The 19,214-nt window shown below is 66.7% G+C and carries 18 protein-coding genes and 1 pseudogene; all 19 read right to left on the minus strand.

Annotated elements, in window-relative coordinates:
- Positions 1-20: 20 nt before the first annotated feature.
- Positions 21-413 carry a monovalent cation/H(+) antiporter subunit G gene (gene mnhG, locus QF040_RS33940; RefSeq protein ID WP_013540211.1) on the minus strand — a complete coding sequence of 131 codons (393 nt, stop codon included), beginning with the start codon at positions 411-413 and terminating at the stop codon, positions 21-23.
- A complete protein-coding gene (locus tag QF040_RS33945; protein WP_013540212.1) occupies positions 410-688 on the minus strand; it encodes a K+/H+ antiporter subunit F in 279 nt (92 codons plus the stop codon). Before QF040_RS33945 ends, mnhG begins: the two co-directional genes overlap by 4 nt.
- Positions 685-1,176 carry a Na+/H+ antiporter subunit E gene (locus QF040_RS33950; RefSeq protein WP_307599242.1) on the minus strand — a complete coding sequence of 164 codons (492 nt, stop codon included), beginning with the start codon at positions 1,174-1,176 and terminating at the stop codon, positions 685-687. The genes QF040_RS33945 and QF040_RS33950 overlap by 4 nt, the downstream gene beginning before the upstream one ends.
- Positions 1,173-2,882 (minus strand): monovalent cation/H+ antiporter subunit D, encoded by a 1,710-nt coding sequence (locus QF040_RS33955; RefSeq protein WP_429614553.1) that lies wholly within the window; start codon positions 2,880-2,882, stop codon positions 1,173-1,175. Before QF040_RS33955 ends, QF040_RS33950 begins: the two co-directional genes overlap by 4 nt.
- Positions 2,879-3,241, minus strand: a complete 363-nt coding sequence (locus QF040_RS33960) for a Na+/H+ antiporter subunit C (protein ID WP_013540215.1) — start codon at positions 3,239-3,241, stop codon at positions 2,879-2,881. Before QF040_RS33960 ends, QF040_RS33955 begins: the two co-directional genes overlap by 4 nt.
- Positions 3,241-6,183, minus strand: coding sequence for a monovalent cation/H+ antiporter subunit A (locus QF040_RS33965; protein ID WP_429614554.1), 2,943 nt, complete (start codon positions 6,181-6,183; stop codon positions 3,241-3,243). The genes QF040_RS33960 and QF040_RS33965 overlap by 1 nt, the downstream gene beginning before the upstream one ends.
- Before the next feature lie 78 nt (positions 6,184-6,261).
- On the minus strand, positions 6,262-6,639 hold the full coding sequence (crcB, locus tag QF040_RS33970) for a fluoride efflux transporter CrcB (protein WP_306877801.1): 378 nt from the start codon (positions 6,637-6,639) through the stop codon (positions 6,262-6,264).
- 166 nt (positions 6,640-6,805) lie between these two features.
- On the minus strand, positions 6,806-8,107 hold the full coding sequence (locus tag QF040_RS33975; protein WP_429614555.1) for a TRAP transporter large permease: 1,302 nt from the start codon (positions 8,105-8,107) through the stop codon (positions 6,806-6,808).
- A complete protein-coding gene (locus QF040_RS33980; protein WP_307599236.1) occupies positions 8,100-8,609 on the minus strand; it encodes a TRAP transporter small permease in 510 nt (169 codons plus the stop codon). Before QF040_RS33980 ends, QF040_RS33975 begins: the two co-directional genes overlap by 8 nt.
- Before the next feature lie 21 nt (positions 8,610-8,630).
- Positions 8,631-9,599 carry a TRAP transporter substrate-binding protein gene (locus QF040_RS33985; protein WP_013540220.1) on the minus strand — a complete coding sequence of 323 codons (969 nt, stop codon included), beginning with the start codon at positions 9,597-9,599 and terminating at the stop codon, positions 8,631-8,633.
- A gap of 144 nt (positions 9,600-9,743) precedes the next feature.
- Entirely contained in the window at positions 9,744-10,064 is a 321-nt protein-coding gene (locus QF040_RS33990) for a ComEA family DNA-binding protein (RefSeq protein WP_429614556.1), read from the minus strand.
- 139 nt (positions 10,065-10,203) lie between these two features.
- On the minus strand, positions 10,204-11,382 hold the full coding sequence (lapB, locus tag QF040_RS33995) for a lipopolysaccharide assembly protein LapB (protein ID WP_429614557.1): 1,179 nt from the start codon (positions 11,380-11,382) through the stop codon (positions 10,204-10,206).
- Positions 11,372-11,713: a LapA family protein gene (locus QF040_RS34000; RefSeq protein WP_429614558.1), complete on the minus strand. Its 342-nt coding sequence runs from the start codon at positions 11,711-11,713 to the stop codon at positions 11,372-11,374. The genes lapB and QF040_RS34000 overlap by 11 nt, the downstream gene beginning before the upstream one ends.
- Before the next feature lie 49 nt (positions 11,714-11,762).
- Entirely contained in the window at positions 11,763-12,170 is a 408-nt protein-coding gene (locus QF040_RS34005; protein WP_429614732.1) for an integration host factor subunit beta, read from the minus strand.
- Position 12,171: 1 nt separating this feature from the next.
- Positions 12,172-13,860 (minus strand): 30S ribosomal protein S1, encoded by a 1,689-nt coding sequence (rpsA, locus tag QF040_RS34010; RefSeq protein WP_012746757.1) that lies wholly within the window; start codon positions 13,858-13,860, stop codon positions 12,172-12,174.
- Positions 13,861-14,057: 197 nt separating this feature from the next.
- The gene (locus QF040_RS34015) at positions 14,058-16,070 is read right to left on the minus strand and encodes a bifunctional 3-phosphoshikimate 1-carboxyvinyltransferase/cytidylate kinase (protein ID WP_429614559.1); all 2,013 of its coding nucleotides are present in this window, start codon (positions 16,068-16,070) and stop codon (positions 14,058-14,060) included.
- A 5-nt stretch (positions 16,071-16,075) separates the two neighbouring features.
- Positions 16,076-16,969: a prephenate dehydrogenase gene (locus QF040_RS34020; protein ID WP_013540227.1), complete on the minus strand. Its 894-nt coding sequence runs from the start codon at positions 16,967-16,969 to the stop codon at positions 16,076-16,078.
- 16 nt (positions 16,970-16,985) lie between these two features.
- Positions 16,986-18,108, minus strand: a pseudogene (gene pheA, locus QF040_RS34025) (prephenate dehydratase).
- Positions 18,109-18,133: 25 nt separating this feature from the next.
- Positions 18,134-19,201: a 3-phosphoserine/phosphohydroxythreonine transaminase gene (serC, locus tag QF040_RS34030; RefSeq protein ID WP_429614733.1), complete on the minus strand. Its 1,068-nt coding sequence runs from the start codon at positions 19,199-19,201 to the stop codon at positions 18,134-18,136.
- Positions 19,202-19,214: the final 13 nt, after the last annotated feature.

The following is a 19,214-nucleotide window of genomic DNA, read 5'->3' on the forward strand; positions in this document are numbered from 1 at the left end:
CCGGCCAGCCCTTCCTTCTTCTACTCTTCCTCGGCCATCCGCTTGGGGATCGGCGCCTGGTCCGACTGCGCAGAAGGAGGCACGTCGCCGCTCTTTTGCCGCTCGCGGAAGAGCGCCGCGCGCATCAGGAAGATGGTGGTGACCGGCGTGGTGAGCGCCACGAACAGCACGATCAGCACCGCGTGCAGGAAGATGCCGTGGCTCTGCACCGAGAAGTAGACGATGGTGGCGACCGTCATCGACCACACGCCGCCGGTGGCGCCCAGCGTGGGCGCATGGATGCGGCGAAAGAAGGTCGGCAGCCGCACCAGGCCGAAGGAGCCGATGGCGGCGAATGCGGCGCCCAGCACCACGAACACCGCGGTGACGATTTCGGCCCAGAGCGGCAGCGGGCCCAGCACTGGATCGGTCATTCGATCACCTCCCCGCGCAGCAGGAACTTGGCCATCACCGTCGAGCCCACGAAGCCGAACAGCGCGATCAGCATGGCGGCCCCGAAGTACACGTCGCTCGCGTAGACGATGCCCAGCACCAGCATCATCAGCATGCCGTTGATGTAGAGGCAGTCCAGCGCCATCACGCGGTCTTGCGCGGAGGGGCCGATCAGGAGGCGGGTGAGGGCGCAGAGCATCGCCACCGCGAGCAGGAACAGCGCGAACTTGAGCGACCAGAAGAGGATGGGCGTCATGATTCGAAGATCTCCATCAGCGGGCGTTCGTAGCGGGTCTTGATCTGCGCGATGAAGGCGGCTTCGTCCTCCAGGTCGAACACGTGGATCAGCAGCACGCTGCGGTCGAAGGCGACCTCGCCCCAGGCGGTGCCGGGCGTGAGGCACATGATCATCGCGAGCACCGCGAGACCGTTGGGGTCGCGCATGTCCAGCGGAATGAGGACGAACTTCGACTGGATCTGTTCGCTGCGCCGGCTGAGCAGCGCGCGCGTCACCGCGAACACCGAGTGCGACATGTCGTAGAGTACGACCAGCCAGAGCTTCAGCGCCACGCCGGGGCGGCGCATGCGCACCGTGGCGGGCCGGAGGCCCTTGGTCAGCAGCGGCACCGCGATGGCCAGCAGCACGCCGGACACCAGCGTGCTGGCCTCGACCGACTGGTTGAGCAGCAGCCAGACGATGAAGAGCGCGAACGACAGCGGCGGCGAAGGAATCAGGCGTTTCATGGCGTGGCGCCCTTCGCGTCGGCCTTCGGCGGATTCGGCACCTGCCGCGCGCTCATCACCGCCGCGCGGTAGGCGCCGGCCGTGCGCAGGCCCTCGGCGGTGGCCATCGCATGGCGCATGACCGGCTCGGCCCACACGGTGAGCGCGATGCACGCGGCGATCAGGCCGGCCACGGGCAGCACCTCGACGGCGGGCAACGAGGGCAGGTTCCCGTGCGGCTGGGTCCAGAAGTGGCGGATGCCGGTGCGCGTGAGCGCGATCAGCGCGAGGAAGCCCGAGGCGATCAGCAGCACGAGGAAGGTCCAGCCCGCGACGGTGATCGCCGCGCTGCCGCCCATGAGCCCCGAGAGCATCGCGAACTTGCCGACAAAGCCCGACAGCGGCGGCAGCCCGGTGAGCAGCAGCGTGCAGATCATGAAGCTCAGGCCGAGGAAGGCGACGCCGGCCGGGATGGCGCGGCCGTAGAGCGCCTGCGCGTCGTCGTCGAGGTTCACGTCGTCGAGCGCGCGCAGGTCTTCCGCAAGGAACGGCGCGTTGCCCGCGGCCTCGTGCGGCGCCACGCTCATGCCGGCGTTGCGCCAGCGCTCGATCATGTCGGTGAGCAGGAAGAAGGCGCTCACCGCGAGCGTCGAGCTCAAGAGGTAGAACAGCGCGCCGGCCCACACCGCCGGTTGGCCGAGGCCCACCGCCGCGAGCAGCGTGCCGGCCGAGATCAGCACGCTGAAGCCCGCGAGGTTCGACAGGCGTTGCGTGCCGACGATGCCGATGGCGGCGACGAAGAGCGTGGCGATGCCCGCGCCGATCAGCACCACCTGGCCGAACGCCGCCGAGTCGCCGGTGTCGGGCGCGAAGAGCACGGTCCAGAGGCGCAGCACGGTGTAGACGCCCAGCTTGGTGAGCAGCGCGAACACCGCACCCACCGGCGACACCGCCGCGCTGTAGGCCGGCACCAGCCAGAAGTTGAGTGGCCACGCGCCGGCCTTGGCGAAGAAGGCGGTGAAGAGAATGGCCGCGGCCGCGTGCACCAGGCCGCGGTCGGCCGGCGCGATCTGGGCGATGCGCAGCCCCAAGTCGGCCATGTTCAGCGTGCCGGTGGCGCCATAGAGCATCGACGCGCCGATGAGGAACAGCGACGAAGCCGCCAGGTTGATCGCGATGTACTGCAGCCCGGCCTGCACCCGCAGCCGCCCCGAGCCGTGCAGCAGCAGCCCGTAGGAGGCGGCCAGCATCACCTCGAAGAACACGAAAAGGTTGAACAGGTCGCCCGTGAGGAAGGCGCCGTTCAGGCCCATGAGCTGCAGCTGCAGCAGCGGATGGAAGTGCACGCCCGCACGGTCCCAGCGCGAGGTGGAGTAAATGGAGGCGGCGAAGGCGACCACGCCGGTGAGCGCCACCATCATGGTCGAGAGCCGGTCGGCCACCAGCACGATGCCGAAGGGCGCGCGCCAGTTGCCCGGCAGGTAGACGCCGATGGAGCCCGCCCCGCCGCCGGTGTCGGCCGCGTTCACCCAGCGCAGCAGCGCGAGTGCGGCCAGAAGGCCCACCAGGCCCGAGACCACGCTCAGGAACGACTTGGCGCGACGCCGGTTCTCGCCCAGCAGCAGCATCAGCGCGGCGGTGAGCATCGGCACCAGGATCGGCACCGCCACCAGGTGCGGCATGCTGAATTCGAGCAGCTGGTCGAGCAGGCGGAAGAGTTCGCTCATTCGCGCGCCTCTTCCTGTTCCTGGCGCTCTTCGCCGTCCACATGGTCGGTGCCCGTCAGCCCGCGCGAAGCCAGCAGCACCACGAGGAACAGCGCGGTCATCGCGAAGCCGATGACGATGGCGGTGAGCACCAGCGCCTGCGGCATCGGGTCGGCGGTGTTGGCGAGCGTGGCCGCGAAGCCGGGTATCAGCACCGGCTCGCTGTCGACCTTGAGCCGGCCCATGCTGAAGATGAAGAGGTTGACCGCGTACGAGATGAGCGTGAGCCCCATGATCACCTGGAAGGTGCGCGGACGCAGCAGCAGGTAGACGCCCGAGCCGGTCAGCACGCCGATGGCGATGGCGAGCACGATTTCCATCAGTGCGCTCCCTCCACAGCCTCGGATTCGGCCTGCGCTTCCTTCTCGGCCTGTTCGTCGGCCCAGCGGTGGCTGCGGATGGACTGGTGGGCCAGCGCGGTGAGGATCAGCATGGTGGCGCCGAGCACCAGCGCGAACACGCCGATGTCGAAGAAGAGGGCGCTGGGCACGTGGATGTCCCCCAGCACCGGCAGGTGCAGATGCGCGGTGTGCGTGGTGAGGAAGGGATAGCCGAAGAACACCGCACCGCTGCCGGTGGCGAGCGCGAACAGGAGGCCGATGGCGATCCAGCGGCGCGGGTAGATGCGCAGGTGCTCCTCGACCCATTCGGTGCCCGAGACGATGAACTGCAGCACCAGTGCCACCGACATCACCAGCCCCGCGACGAAGCCGCCGCCCGGCGCGTTGTGGCCGCGCATGAAGAAATAGACCGACACCAGCACCGACAGCGGCAGCAACAGGCGCACCAGCACGGCCGGCACCATCAGGTAGCCCACGGCGGTGTCCTTGGCGCGGCGCGGGTTCAAGAGATCGCTGCTGCCGTCGTCCGACTGCGCGCGCTGCTGCGGCGGCAGCGCCATCGACTCGATGGCCGGGCGGAAGCGCCTGAGCAGCGCATACACGGTGAGCGCGACCACGCCGAGCACCGTTATCTCGCCGAAGGTGTCGAAGCCGCGGAAGTCGACCAGCATCACGTTGACCACGTTGGTGCCGCCGCCCTCGGTGAGCGCGCGTTCCAGGAAGAAGGGCGAGATGCTCTGCGGGAAGGTGCGCGTCATCATGGCCCAGGCCAGCGCCGCCATGCCGCCGCCGGCCACGATGGCCACCAGCAGGTCGCGCCCGCGCCGGCCCCAGGGGCGAAGGCGGGCGCGCGCGGGTTGAATGACGTCCTTGCTGCGCATCGGCAGCCAGCGCAGGCCCAGGAGAATCAGCACTGTGGTCACTGCCTCGACCACCAGCTGCGTGAGTGCGAGGTCGGGCGCCGAGAACCAGATGTAGGTCACGCACGAGACCAGGCCCGCACCCGCGGCCAGCATCAGCGCGGCGAGCCGGTGGAACTTGGCCTGCCAGGCCGCGGCGATCGCGCAGACGCCGCCGATCAGCCACGTCATGGCGAACATCGGCGAGAACGGCAGCAGCTCGCGCGTGCCGGTGCCCGCGGGTGTCTGCATCAGCGCGGCGAAGGCGCCGGCGATTGCGACGACCACCAGCAGCAGGAGCTGCGTCTGCATGCGGCGCGTGCCCAGGACGCGGCGGCTGCGCCGGCCGGCTTCGCTCAGGAGCGCGAGCAGGTGCTCGAAGATGACCTGGCCGTCGAAGCGGTGCAAAAGCGGCGTGTGTTCGAGGCCGCCGCCCGCACGGCGGCGGCGCTGCAGCAGGTAGAGCGCCGCGCCGCCCGCGAGGGCCACGAAGCTCATCACGAGCGGCAGGTTGAAGCCGTGCCACACGGCCAGGCTGTACTCAGGCAGCGTGCCGCCGACGACCGGGGTGGCGGCCGCCGCCAGCATCGGCCCGACGGACCACGCCGGCGCGACGCCCACCACGAGGCAGATCAGCACCAGCAGTTCGACCGGCACGCGCATCCAGTGCGGCGGCTCGTGCGGATGCTTGGGCACTTCGTCGCCGCAGGGCGGGCCGAAGAACACATCGAACACGAAGCGCGCCGAGTACGCCACGCTGAAGATGCCAGCGATGGTCGCGATGACCGGCAGACTGAAATCGACCCAGGGCGTGGACTGGATGAACACCGTCTCGGCGAAGAACATTTCCTTCGAGAGAAAGCCGTTGAGCAGCGGCACGCCGGCCATCGAGGCGCTGGCGATGATGGCCAGCGTGCCGGTGATGGGCATGAGCCGCATCAGGCCGCTGAGCTTGCGGATGTCGCGCGTGCCGGTCTCGTGGTCGATGATGCCGGCGGCCATGAAGAGCGAGGCCTTGAAGGTCGCGTGGTTCATGACGTGGAACACCGCCGCCACGGCCGCCAGCGGGCTGTTGAGGCCCAGCAGCAGCGTGATGAGCCCGAGGTGCGAGATGGTCGAGTAGGCCAGGAGCGCCTTCAGGTCGCGCTGGAACATCGCGATGAAGCCGCCCAGCAGCAGCGTGATCGCGCCCGCGCCGCCCACCAGCCAGAACCACTGTTCGGTGCCCGAGAGCACGGGCCACAGGCGCGCCATGAGGAACACGCCCAGCTTCACCATCGTGGCCGAGTGCAGGTAGGCCGACACCGGCGTGGGCGCGGCCATGGCGCGCGGCAGCCAGAAATGGAACGGAAACTGCGCGCTCTTGGTGAAGGCGCCGAGCAGCACCAGAACCAGCGCGACCGGGTACAGCGCATGCGCGCGGATCAGGTCGCCCGAGGCCAGCACCACGTCGAGGTCGTAGCTGCCGACGATGCGACCCAGCACCAGCACGCCGGCCAGCAGGCAGAGGCCGCCCGCGCCGGTGACGGTGAGCGCCATGCGCGCGCCGCGCCGCGCATCGCGCCGGTGGTGCCAGTAGCCGATCAGCAGGAACGAGAACAGGCTGGTGAGCTCCCAGAACAGCACCATCTGGATGAGGTTGCCCGAGAGCACCACACCCATCATCGCGCCCATGAACGCGAGGAAGAACGAGAAGAAGCGCGGCACCGGGTCGGAGGCCGACATGTAGTAGCGCGCATAGAGCACCACCAGCGCGCCGATGCCCAGCACCAGCATGCAGAAGAGCCACGCGAAGCCGTCCATGCGGAACACGAGGTTCAGGCCCAGGGCGGGGAGCCATTCGATTTCTTGCCGCAACACATTGCCGTGCGCGATCTGCGGAAAGAACCATGCAACCTGGAGGGCGCAGCCCAGTGCGACGAGGCCCGCGAGGGTCGACTCCCTGTTGCGCGCGTTGGACGGCATCAACGCGGCCAGCACGCTGGCGATGAAAGGGAGTGCGACGAGAAAGACCAGGGGCATTGCGGTCGATTCTATCGGCGGCCCCTATGGAAGCTCTTATCTATAACCGCAGGACATAAGGCGGTTTTGGGGGGACGATCAGGCCGAGAACGCCTGCACCGTGCGAATGCCCACCCAGGTGCAAAAGAGCGAGCCGCCCAGGTGGGCCGAGGCCGTCAGCATGGCCACGCCGAGCCGGCCTTCGAGCAGCATGGTCGTGACCTCGGCCGAGAAGCTCGAGAACGTCGTGAGCCCGCCAAGGAAGCCGGTCACCAGTGCGAGCCGCCAGACCGGATCGAGGTCGGGCAGCAGCTGGAACGCGGCGATGGCGATGCCGATGAGATAGCCACCGATCAGGTTGGCCGCCAGCGTGCCCCACGGCATGAGCCCGCCAACGCCGAACCAGAGGGCCAGGCCCCAGCGGGCCAGGGCGCCGACCGAGGCGCCGACGCAGATCGCAAGAATCGGAAGCAGCATGGGCCTATTGTCCGGGCACTCGTTGCCCTGATCCACGGCCTCTCGGGAGCCCGTGTTTCTTTTCGTGGAACACCGAGGAACTGGCTTTGCCAGGCCTCAGGTGTTGCCCCCGGTAGGGGGTGGAGAAGCGACACGAAGTGCGCGGAGCCTGGGGGCGAGCTCATTGTCAGGGCGCCATCTGCTGGGGCAGCCACGTGACCAGCTGCGGCACGAAGTAGATGAGCAGCACCGCCGCCACCATCAGGAAGAACATCGGCAGCGTCACGCGTGCGATGTAGAGCAGGTCCTTGCCCGTCATGCCCTGCAGCACGAAGAGGTTGAAGCCCACCGGCGGCGTGATCTGCGCCATCTCGACCACCAGCACGACGAAGATCCCGAACCACACCGGATCGATGCCCGCCGCGATGACGGTCGGCATGATCACGCCCATGGTCAGCACCACCATCGAGATGCCGTCCAGGAAGCAGCCGAGCACGATGTAGAAGGCCGCCAGCATCAGGATGAGCTGGAACTTCGACAACCCGAGCGAGCCGATCCACTCGGCCAGGTGCCGCGGCAGGCCGATGTAGCCCATGGCCAGCGTGAGGAAGGCCGCGCCCGCGAGGATGAGGGCCATCATGCAATACAGGCGCGTGGCGCCCAGCAGCGCTTCCTTGAAGCTGTGCCAGGTGAGCGACCCCTGTGCGCCCGAGATGACCATCGCGCCGACCACGCCCACGGCCGCCGCCTCGGTGGCCGTGGCGATGCCCGCGTAGATGGAGCCCAGCACCGACAGGATCAGCAACGCCACGGGGATCAGCGACATCGAGGCCTTGAGCTTTTCCTTGAAAGGCAGCTTCGCGTCGGCCGGCGGCACCTTGTCGGGGTTGCGCAGCGCCCAGAACACGATGTAGCCCGAGAACAGCAGCGCGAGCAGGATGCCCGGGATGACGCCCGCGATGAACAGCCGCGCGATCGACACGTCCGCGCTCACCCCGTAGACGATCATGATGATCGAGGGCGGGATCAGGAGGCCGAGCGTGCCGGCCCCGGCCAGCGTGCCGATGACCATGTCGTCGGGGTAGCCGCGGCGCTTGAGCTCCGGCAGGCTCATCTTGCCGATGGTGGCGCAGGTGGCGGCGCTGGAGCCCGACACCGCGGCGAACACCGCGCAGCCCACCACGTTGGTGTGCAGCAGCCGGCCCGGCAGGCTTTGCATCCAGGGCGCGAGGCCTTTGAACATGTCCTGCGAAAGCCGCGTGCGGAACAGGATCTCGCCCATCCACACGAAGAGCGGCAGCGCGGTGAGCGTCCAGCTCGAGGCCGAGCCCCAGATGGTCACGGCCATGGCGTCGCCGGCAGGGCGCGACGAGAAGATCTGCATGGCGATCCACGCCACGCCCGAGAGCGTGAGGCCGATCCACACGCCGCTGCCCAGGATGAGGAAGAGCGCGGCGATCAGGAGGCCCGCGATGGCGATGTCACTCATGGCGCAGCGCCTCCGTCTCGATGGGCTTGGCCGGGCGGCCGCGCCACTCGATCACGAATTCGTCGAACGAGGCCACAGCGAACACGATGGCACCGAGCGCCATCGACAGCTGCGGTATCCACAGCGGGGTGGCGTCGTTGCCGGTGGAGATGTCGTGGTAGTCGAGCGATTGCCAGACCAGCCGCACGCTGTACCAGGCAAAGAGCAGCGCGAGCAGCGCCGCGGCGCCCATGGCCCAGCGTTCGAGCCAGCGCTGCGCCGCGGGTGGCAGGTGCTGCAGCACCAGCGTCACGCGGATGTGCTCGCCGCGCTTGAGCGTGTGCGCGAGCGCGAGAAAACCCGCGCCGGCCATCAGGTAGCCGGCGTAGGCGTCGATGCCAGGGATGTTGAAGTGAAGTTGCCGGCCGATGATGGACAGGAGCACCATCACCAGCAGGCCGATCATGAAAAGCGCCGCCAGTGCGGCGGCGCTCATGTAGAGAAGATCAAGCGTCTTGCGCATCGGGTGCAGTTCTAGACCCGATCACATCTTCTTGTAGGCGTCGATCACGGCCTGGCCTTCGGGGCCGGCCTTTTCGGTCCACTCCTTGATCATGGTGTCGCCGACTTTCTTCATGTCGGTCTTGAGCTGCGCCGAGGGCACATGCACCGTCATGCCGTTCTTCTTGAGAAGGTCGAGGTATTCGACGTTCTTCTTCTTCGAGAGGTCCCAGCCGCGCTTCTCGGCATCGGCCGCGGCCTTGAGCACTGCATCCTGCGTGGGCTTGTCGAGCGCGTCGAAGGCCTTCTTGTTCATGAGCACCGCATTCTTCGGAAGCCACGCCTGCGTGTCGTAGAAGTTCTTGATGTACTCGTAGGTCTTGGTGTCGTAGCCGGTGGAGCCCGAGGACATGTACGACTCGATCACGCCGGTGGCCATGGCCTGCGACAGCTCGGCCTGCTGCACCGTGACGGGCTGCGCGCCGACGAGTTCGCCGATGCGCGCGGTGGCGGGGCTGTACGCGCGCCACTTCACGCCCTTCAGGTCGGCGGCCGATGCGATTTCCTTCTTCACGAAGATGCCCTGCGGCGGCCACGCCACCGTGTAGAGCAGCTGGATGCCTTGCTCGGCGAGCTTCTTCTCGAGCGCGGGCTTTTGCGCCTGGTACAGCTTCCAGGCGGCGTCGTAGCTGTCGGCCAGGAACGGAATGCCGTCGGCACCGAACATCTGCCATTCGTTCTGGTAGTTCACCAGCAAGATTTCGCCGAGCTGCGCCTGGCCGCCTTGCACGGCGCGCTTGATCTCGGGCGCCTTGAAGAGCGACGCGTTGGCATGCACGGTGATCTTGAGCTTGCCGCCGCTGCCCTTGTCGACATCGCTTGCGAACTGGGTGATGTTCTCCGTGTGGAAGTTGCTCGCCGGGTAGGCGGTGGGCAGGTCCCACTTGGTCTGCGCAAAGGCTGCTGCGCCGAGGGTCAGGCCAGCGAGGGCAATGCCGAACTTGTGATTCATTGAGCGCTCCGGAACGTATGAAAGTGAAAACGAAAATGAGCATACGTGCAAATTCCGGGCCATCTCTGAGGCATTTCCCTGCCTTGGTGCGCGCATGAAAAAGCCGCCTCGAGGGCGGCTTTTGCGGTTGCTACATCTGCGGGATCAGGGCTTGGCGGCCTTGGGGGCCTTCGCTTCCTTCGCTGCCGCGGGCGCTGCGCCGCCGAAGGCCTGGCCATTCACCGTGAGGCCTTCGGCCGAGAGCTTCTGGGCCTTCTTCTCCTTCACGCCCTTCACACGTTGCATGAGGTCGGGCCAATCCTTGAATTCGCCTTGCTTGCGCGCCTCGAGGATGCGCTTGGACATGGCGGGTCCGACGCCATTGAGGCCGTCGAGCTCGGCTTCGGTGCCTTTGTTGACGTCGACGGCAGCGAACGAAGCGGCCGCGAACAGCATGGCCGAGGCGGCCAGGATCTTCTTGAACATGATTGAAAACTCCCTGATTTGTTGGTATGACTGACAGCCGACAAACACGTCGGCTGGCGTTCAACGAGGCCAGGGAAAGGGGCGTTGACGAGGTCTGCGCCCTGGTGACCATTGTTCCGAATCGTGGTCGGAATCTTGCTCAGAGTTCTTCGACGCGGCGCGGCGGATAGCTGTCCCAGGCCTGGCAGCCGGGGCAGTGCCAGAAGTACTGGTGCGCCTCGAAGCCGCAGGCGGCGCAGCGGTAGCGCATCAGCGGGCGGGTGGCCTGGTCGAGCGCGCGCTGCACTTGCGGATGGAACTGCTCGTGCTCGAACTTTTCGCCCGCGAGCCAGCGCGATGCGGCGACCAGCGAGGGCTGGTGCGCGAGGTGGGCGATGTAGCCGTCGCGTGGAGCGGGCGGCTGTTGCTCGTCGGCGGCAGCCGTCGCCGACGGGGTGCCGCCGAGTGCGATCAGCGCTTCGAGCACGTCGATCGATGGCGAGTCGGCATAGCGCCGCTGCAGCAGCGCGAGCGCCTCGGCTTCGCGGTGCGCCGCCACCGCCGCCTGTTGCAGTGCCGCGGCGTACAGGGGCAGCGCGAGCGGCGCGGTGTCGCTCAGTGCCACGAGCGTGTCGAAGGCTGCGGCTGCATCGCCGTTGCGCAGTTGCAGGTTGGCGGTGTCGATGGCCGGGCGCGGCGCTTGCGGGGCGAGCTCGACGGCCTGCGCGAGCAGCTTTGCTGCTGCGGGTAAGTCGCCGGCTGCCACACGTTCGGTCGCTTGCTCGCAGAGGTGATGCGCGCGGCGCGTGGCGTAGCTGGCCTGGTCGGACTCGTCCAGTTTCTGCGCCACGTCGGCGGCCTGGGCCCATTCGCGCGAGCGCTCGTAGATGGCGAGCAGCGAGAGGCGTGCCTCGTTCTCGTAGCGCGTGCCTTCGAGCTTCTGCAGTGCGGCTTCGGCGCGGTCGAGCAGGCCGGCGCGCAGGAAGTCTTGTGCCAGCGCGTGCTGTGCGCGCTCGCGGTCGGTGCGGCTCAGGTCGCCGCGGCCGAGCAGGTGCTCGTGCACGCGCACGGCGCGCTGGTATTCGCCGCGGCGGCGGAACAGGTTGCCGAGCGCGAAGTGCAGCTCTTGCGTGTCGGGGTCGTTCTGCACAGCTTCGATGAAGGCATCGATGGCCTGGTCCTGTTGCTCGTTGAGCAGGAAGTTCAGGCCGCGAAAGTAGGCCTTGGGCGCCTGCCGGTTCTCGAGCTTGAGCTGGCGGATGTCGAAGCGCGATGCGAGCCACCCGAGCACGAAGGCGACGGGCAGGCCGATCAGCAGCCAGCTGGGATCAAAGTCCATGTTGACGTACGGCGGGAAGGTCGGTGGCGGAGATGGACGGTGCCGCCGCCGGAGCGGACACGGCCGTCGGTGCCGTTGTTGTGGAGAGGGCTTCGGTCGCCGAGGGGGCTTGTGCTGCCGCGGCGGCACGGTGTTTCCACCAGCCCGGCAGCATGCCCAGGGCGCCCACCACGAGCCCGCCGGCAAAGGCCGCGAGCACGACGAGCACCAGCGGTGCGCGCCAGTGGGTGCCGAAGAAGAAATAGACGGTCGCGTCGTGCTGGTTGTTCAGCGCGAAGGCGAAGAGCGTAAAAAAAATGGCTGCCTTGAGCAGCCACAGGAGGTATTTCATAGCCATTCCCGTTGCCGGGGGCATTCTACGTTTGCAGCATCCACGCGGATCAGGCCTTGCGGCCCTTGGCTTCCTTGGCGTCGAGTTCGGCGGTCTTCGCATCGACAGCCTCGCGCAAGGCCTTGCCCGGCTTGAAATGCGGCACCCGCTTTTCGGGGATCTGCACGCTCTCGCCCGAACGCGGATTGCGCCCGATGCGCGGCGGACGCCGGTTGACCGAGAAGCTGCCGAACCCGCGGATCTCGATGCGATGTCCGCGCACCAGCGCGTCGCTCATTGCGTCCAGGATGGTCTTGACGGCGTATTCGGCATCGCGGTGCGTGAGCTGCGCAAAGCGCGCTGCGAGTTCTTCGACGAGGTCAGAGCGGGTCATAAGGCCAGTGCAGAGAAAACGTGGACGAAAAAAAAGACAGAGTGGCCAAGCTGAGAGCCTGGCCTGCTCTGTCTTCGGACTCAGCTTACTTGCTGTCGTTGTTGTCGAGCTTGGCGCGCAGCAGGGCGCCCAGGCTCGTCGTGCCCGCGTTTTCGCGTGCCGACTGCTGGCTCAGGTTGGCCATGGCGCCTTGTTCGTCGACCATGTCCTTCTGCTTGATGGACAGCTGGATGTTGCGGGTCTTGCGATCCACGTTCACGACGATGGCGGTGACTTCGTCGCCTTCCTTCAGCACGTTGCGGGCATCTTCGACGCGGTCGCGCGAGATTTCCGAAGCACGCAGGTAGCCGATGATGTCTTCGCCGAGGTCGATTTCAGCGCCGCGGGCGTCAACGGTCTTGACCTTGCCGGTCACGATCTGGCCCTTGTCGTTCACGGTGGTGAACGTGGTGAACGGGTCGCTGTCGAGCTGCTTGATGCCCAGCGAGATGCGCTCGCGGTCGACGTCGACTGCCAGCACGATCGCTTCGACTTCCTGGCCCTTCTTGTAGTTGCGAACGGCGGTTTCGCCGGCTTCGTTCCACGAGAGGTCCGAGAGGTGAACCAGGCCGTCGATGCCGGCAGCCAGACCCACGAACACGCCGAAGTCGGTGATCGACTTGATCGGGCCCTTGACGCGGTCGCCACGCTTGGTGTTTTGCGCGAACTCTTGCCACGGGTTGGCCTTGCACTGCTTCATGCCCAGGCTGATGCGGCGCTTGTCTTCGTCGATTTCCAGGACCATGACTTCGACTTCGTCGCCCAGCGAGACGATCTTGTTCGGAGCGATGTTCTTGTTGGTCCAGTCCATTTCGGAGACGTGCACCAGGCCTTCGATGCCGGGTTCGAGTTCGACGAACGCGCCGTAGTCGGCAATGTTCGTGACCTTGCCGAACAGGCGGGTCGATTGCGGGTAGCGGCGCGAAACGCCCATCCACGGGTCGTCACCCATTTGCTTCAGACCCAGCGAGACACGGTTCTTTTCGGTGTCGAACTTGAGGATCTTGGCGGTGATTTCCTGGCCGGCCTGAACGACTTCGCTCGGGTGGCGGACACGGCGCCATGCCATGTCGGTGATGTGCAGCAGGCCGTCGATGCCGCCGAGGTCCACGAACGCACCGTATTCGGTGATGTTCTTGACCACGCCGCGGACAACAGCGCCTTCCTTCAGGGTTTCCATCAGCTTGGCGCGTTCTTCGCCCATGCTGGCTTCGACCACGGCACGGCGCGACAGCACGACGTTGTTGCGCTTGCGGTCGAGCTTGATGACCTTGAATTCGAGGGTCTTGTTCTCGTACGGGGTCAGGTCCTTGATCGGACGCGTGTCGATCAGCGAGCCCGGCAGGAATGCGCGGATGCCGTTGACCAGAACGGTAAGACCGCCCTTGACCTTGCCGCTGGTGGTGCCGGTGACGAAGTCGCCCGATTCCAGGGCCTTCTCGAGGGCGAGCCACGAAGCGAGGCGCTTGGCGGTGTCGCGCGAGAGGATGGTGTCGCCGTAGCCGTTTTCAACGCTGCCGATGGCAACGGAAACGAAATCGCCGGCCTGCACTTCGAGCTCGCCCTTGTCGTTCTTGAACTCCTCGATCGGCACATACGCTTCGGACTTCAGACCGGCGTTGACGACGACGTGGTTGTGTTCGACGCGCACGACTTCGGCCGTGATGACCTCGCCGGTGCGCATTTCGGAACGCTTCAGGGACTCTTCGAATAGGTCGGCAAAAGATTCAGACATTTATGGTTCCTTCCGTCAGGCAGGGTTGGCAGGCGCTCTTGCGAAATTGCGTGCGGCTGCTGTGGATCTGGAGACGGCGGTTTTGTGGGCTGGTGCCCGGGTTGGTTGAACAACCAGAAGGCCGGTGCGCTGTCGCGCGAAAAGAGCCTGCTGGAGCGGTAGGCGCCACCCGGAACATTCCGGTTGGCGCGGGCCTTTCAAGCGGACTTGAAAGGCTGCACTTGCTGCCACCAGTTCAACACCGTATCGATCGATTGCTCGATGGACAGCTGGGAGTTGTCGAGGTGGCGGGCATCCTGCGCCGGCTTCAGAGGGGCAACGCTGCGGGAGGAGTCCCGGGCGTCGCGTGCTTCCAAGTCGGAGCGAAGACTGTCGAGTGTAGTCGAAATACCCTTTGAAATCAACTGCTTATGACGCCGTTCCGCCCTCTGCGCGGCACTGGCCGTGAGGAAGACCTTGAGGGTGGCGTCCGGGAAGATCACGGTGCCCATGTCGCGGCCGTCGGCGACCAGGCCGGGGAGCTGGCGAAAGCGCTGCTGCAGCGCCAGAAGGGCTTCGCGAACTGCAGGCAGCGTCGAGACGCGCGAGGCGTCCATGCCGGCCGCTTCGGTACGGATTTCGTCGCTCACATCCTCGCCGTCCAGGAGCACCTTGCCCTCGGTGAACTGCAGGGGGAGGGCGGCTGCCAGCGCGGCGATCTGCGCCTCGTGCTGCGGATCGGCGCTGAGGCCGGCGCGGCGCATGGCCAAGCCGGTCACGCGGTAGAGCGAGCCCGAATCCAGGTAGTGGTAGCCCAGGAGGCGCGCCACTTCGGCCGCGAGCGTGCCCTTGCCCGAGGCGGTCGGGCCGTCGATGCAGATCACCGGCACCTCGGCGGCCTTGGCGACCGAGAACATGGTTTCGAAGTAGTCGGGGAAGGTCTTCGCGACGCAATGCGGCTCGAGGATGCGCACCGGCACGCCCGCCGGGTTGAACGCTGCGAGCGAGAAGCACATCGCCACGCGGTGGTCGTCGTACGTGCGGATGCTCGCCGCCTGCCAGCCGGCCTGCGCAAGCGGATGCAAGCGGATGAAGTCCGGGCCGGCTTCGACCGTGGCGCCGAGTTTCCGGAGCTCGTTGGCCATGGCGTCGATGCGGTCGGTTTCCTTGACGCGCCAGCTGGCGATGTTGCGCAGCGTGCTCGGGCCATCGGCGTAGAGCGCCATGACGGCGAGTGTCATCGCCGCATCGGGGATGTGGTTCGCGTCGAGGTCGATGGCCTTGAGCGGCCAGGCACCGCGGCGCACTTCGAGCCAGTTCGGACCGCTGTCGACCTCGGCGCCCATCTGGCGGGCTGCGTCGATGAAGCGGATGTCGCCCTGGATCGAATCGGCGCCCACGCCTTCGATCCGGATGCCGGTCTTGCCGGAAACACCGGTGGCGATAGCGCCCAGTGCTATGAAATAACTAGCAGAAGAGGCGTCGGCCTCGACGTGGATGTCGCCCGGCGAGCGGTAGCTGCTGCCGGCGGGAATGGTGAACCGCTCCCAGCCGTCGCGCCGCACCGTGATGCCGAAGCGCGCCAGGAGGTTCAGCGTGATCTCGATGTAAGGCTTGGAGATCAGCTCGCCGACCACCTCGATCACGATGTCGTTGCGGGCTGCGAGCGGCAAGGCCAGCAGCAGGGCCGTCAGGAATTGGCTGGAGACGTCCCCGCGCACGCGGATCGGCGCATGGAGCGCCAGGTCCTCGTGGTCGACAGGGTGGATGCGCAGCGGCGGGTAACCGGGGTTGCCGAGGTAGTCGATGTTGCAGCCGAGCTGGGTGAGCGCATCGACCAGGTCGCCGATCGGCCGCTCGTGCATGCGCGGCACGCCGCTCAGTTCGAAATCGCCGCCCAGCAGCGAGAGCGCGGCCGTCAGCGGGCGCATCGCGGTCCCGGCGTTGCCGAGGAACAGCGGCAGCAGCGCCCCGCTGGACTTCAACTGGCCGCCAAGGCCGGTGATCTGCAGCGTGCTCCCCGAAGGCTGGATGCCGCAGCCGAGCGCGCGCAGGGCGTCGAGCATCACGCGCGTGTCGTCGGAGTCGAGCAGGTCGTGGATCGTGGTGGTGCCGCTCGCGAGCGCGGCCAGCAGCAGCACGCGGTTGGAAATGCTCTTGGAGCCGGGCAACCGGACCGTGCCGGCGGCGCCCACGAGGGGCGGAAGGTCGAGGAAGGCGGTCGAGAACATGAGTGTCAGCTGTCCTGCTGGGCTGAAGCGTCGGAGCTCGAATTCGGCTTCCATCGCGCGCGCGCCTTGCTGGCGGAGGCGATGGATTGCTCCAGTCCCTGAAGGTCGCCGGCGGTCATCAGCGCTTCGAGATCATCGAGCGCCTGGCGGACGGCCCGCGACTGTTGGAGCACCTGTTCGCGATTGGCCAGCAGCACATCGCGCCACATGACCGGGTCGCTGGCGGCGATGCGCGAGAAGTCGCGAAAGCCCGGCCCGGCGAGGTCCAGGAAGCGGTCGCCATCGGGCTGCGCGGTCAGCGCGTTGATGTACGCGAAGGCCAGAAGGTGCGGCAGGTGGCTCACGGCGGCGAAGGCGGCGTCGTGCGCTTCATGCGTCATCGTGACGACGTTGGCACCAATTCCGCTCCAGACCTGCGAGGCGCGCTGCACGTTCGAGCGCAGCGTGGTCTTCACTGGCGTCAGCACGACCTGGCGGCCAGTGAAGAGCGAGGCTTCGGCATGCTCGATGCCCGAGACCTCCTTGCCGGCGATCGGATGCGCCGGCACGAAGTTGGCGAACTGCTTTTGCAGGCCGTTGCGGGCGGCTTCGATCACGTCGCCCTTGGTCGAGCCGACGTCCATCACCAGCGTCTCGTTCGAGATGCCGTGGCGGATTGCCTTGAACATGGCTTCTGATGCCGCGACCGGCACGGCCAGCAGCACGAGGTCGGCGCCCGACACCGCCAAGAGCGCGGAGGGCGCCGCCACATCGATCACGCCGAGTTGGCGTGCCCGTTCGGTGGTGGAGGGCGACTTGCTGTAGCCGACCACGCGTTTCACCAGCTTCGCGCGCTTGAGCGCGAGCGCAAAGGAGCCGCCCATGAGGCCGCAGCCGATCAATCCCAGTTGCTCGAACATCGTGTGTCTGTCCGGCTCAGGCTTTGACGGGGTAGGCGCCAAGCACCTTGTAGAACGCGCAGAGCCCGCGCAGTTCGGCCAGCGCCGCGGCCACGTTGGGCTGCGAGGGATGGCCGTCCAGGTCGATGTAGAAGTAGTACTCCCACTGGCCGGTGCGCGCGGGGCGCGACTCGAAGCGCGTCATCGACACGTTGTTGGCCTTCAGCGGCACCAGCAGGTCGTGCACCGCACCGGGCTGGTTCGGCACCGAGACGATGAGGCTCGTGCAGTCCTTGCCCGATGCAGGCGGCATGGCCAGCGTCTGCGGCAGGCAAATCACCGAGAAGCGGGTGCGGTTGTACGAATCGTCCTGGATGGCATGCGCCCACGATGTGCAGGCCGAAACGGGTGGCGGCGCGTTCGCCGGCGAGCCCGGCCCAGGCCGGATTGGAAGCCGCGAGGCGTGCGCCTTCGGCATTGCTCGAGACGGCGCGGCGCTCGGCATTGGGCAGATGCTTGGACAGCCAGGTCTGGCATTGCGCAAGTGCCTGGGGATGGGCCAGCACGGCCTCGATGCCTTCGAGCGAGTTCTCACTGCGCAGCAGATGGTGGCGTACCAGCAGGCTGACTTCGCCGACCACATGGGTGGGCGAATGCAGGAACAGGTCGAGCGAACGGGTGACCACGCCTTCGGTCGAGTTTTCGACGCCGACCACGCCGTACTGGGCGCTGCCCGCGGCGGTGGCGTGGAATACCTCGTCGAAGCTGGCGCAGTAAATCAGGTCGGCCGCGCCGCCGAAGTATTCGATGGCGGCCTGTTCGCAGAAGGTGCCTTCAGGCCCCAGCACGGCCACGCGCTGCGGCGATTCGAGCGCCAAGCAGGCCGACATGATCTCGCGCCAGATGGCGGCCACATGGAGGTCCTTGAGCGGACCGCCATTGCTTTTCTGCATCTTGTCGATGACGGCGGCAACGCGGTCAGGACGAAAGAACGGGGTGCCTTCGCGCTTCTTGACCTCGCCGACCAGTTCGGCCACATGAGCCCGCTCGTTGAGCAGGCTCAGCAGGCGTTGATCGAGCGAGTCGATCTGCACGCGCAGATCGGCAAGGCTTTCGGAGTTGTAGTTGGAGGAGGGCGGAGTGGGTGCGGAGGCGGTCATCGGTGCGAGCAGCTAGGGCATGCGCCTAGGCATGCGATCGCTCGAATTCTCGCATGTAGCCCACGAGGGCCTGCACCCCTGCCAGCGGCATGGCGTTGTAGATGCTGGCGCGCATGCCGCCGACCGACTTGTGGCCCTTGAGCTGCAGCAGCCCGGCTTCGCGTGCGCCGGCCAAAAAGGCTTCGTTCCGGCTTTCGTCGGCCAGGAAGAACGGTACGTTCATGCGCGAGCGGCAGCTTGCATCGATGCGATTGGCGTAGAAGTCGGAGCCGTCGATGAAGTCGTACAGCAACTTCGCCTTCTCGGTGTTGCGCTGCTCCATCGCGGCCACGCCGGTGAGCGAGCCTTCGGTCTGCTGCAGCAGCCACTGGAACGTGAGTCCCGCCATGTAGATGCCCCAGGTCGGCGGGGTGTTGTACATGGAGTTGTTGTCGGCCACGGTCTTGTAGTTGAAGGCGCTCGGGCAGATCTCGAGCGCATGGCCCAGGAGGTCGTCGCGCACGACGACGATCGTGAGGCCGGCCGGGCCCAGGTTCTTCTGCGCGCCGCCGAAGGCGAGGCCCACACGGCTCCAGTCGACGCTGCGCGAAGCCACGTGCGACGAAAAATCGATGACGAGCGGCGCATCGCTGCCGAGCGCGGCGAGGTCGGGCAACTGCTGGAACTCGATGCCGTTGATCGTCTCGTTGGTGCACAGGTGCACGTAAGAGGCGTTCTTGGCGAGCTGCCAGGTCGAGGGATCGGGCAGCTTCGTGTGCTGGTCGCCGACGTTGCTTGCGGCCACGCGTGCCGTGCAATAGCGCTGCGCTTCCTTGTGCGACTTGATGCTCCAACTGCCGGTGATGACGAAGTCGGCAGTTTTTCCGCGCGACAGGTTCATCGGCACGATGGCATTTTCGCCAAGGCCACCACCCTGCATGAACAGGATGTGGAAGTGGGAGGGCACGGCCAGCAGCGTGCGGATGTCGGCTTCGGCTTGCGTGCAGATTGCGCCGAATTCCTTGCCGCGATGGCTCATCTCCATCACGCTCATGCCGCTGCCGTTCCAGTCGAGCATTTCGGAGGCGGCACGCTGCAGCACCGCCTCCGGCATGGCAGCCGGACCG

It is taken from the genome of Variovorax sp. W2I14, assembly GCF_050435205.1.
Classification (GTDB): Bacteria; Pseudomonadota; Gammaproteobacteria; order Burkholderiales; family Burkholderiaceae_C; genus Variovorax; species Variovorax paradoxus_C.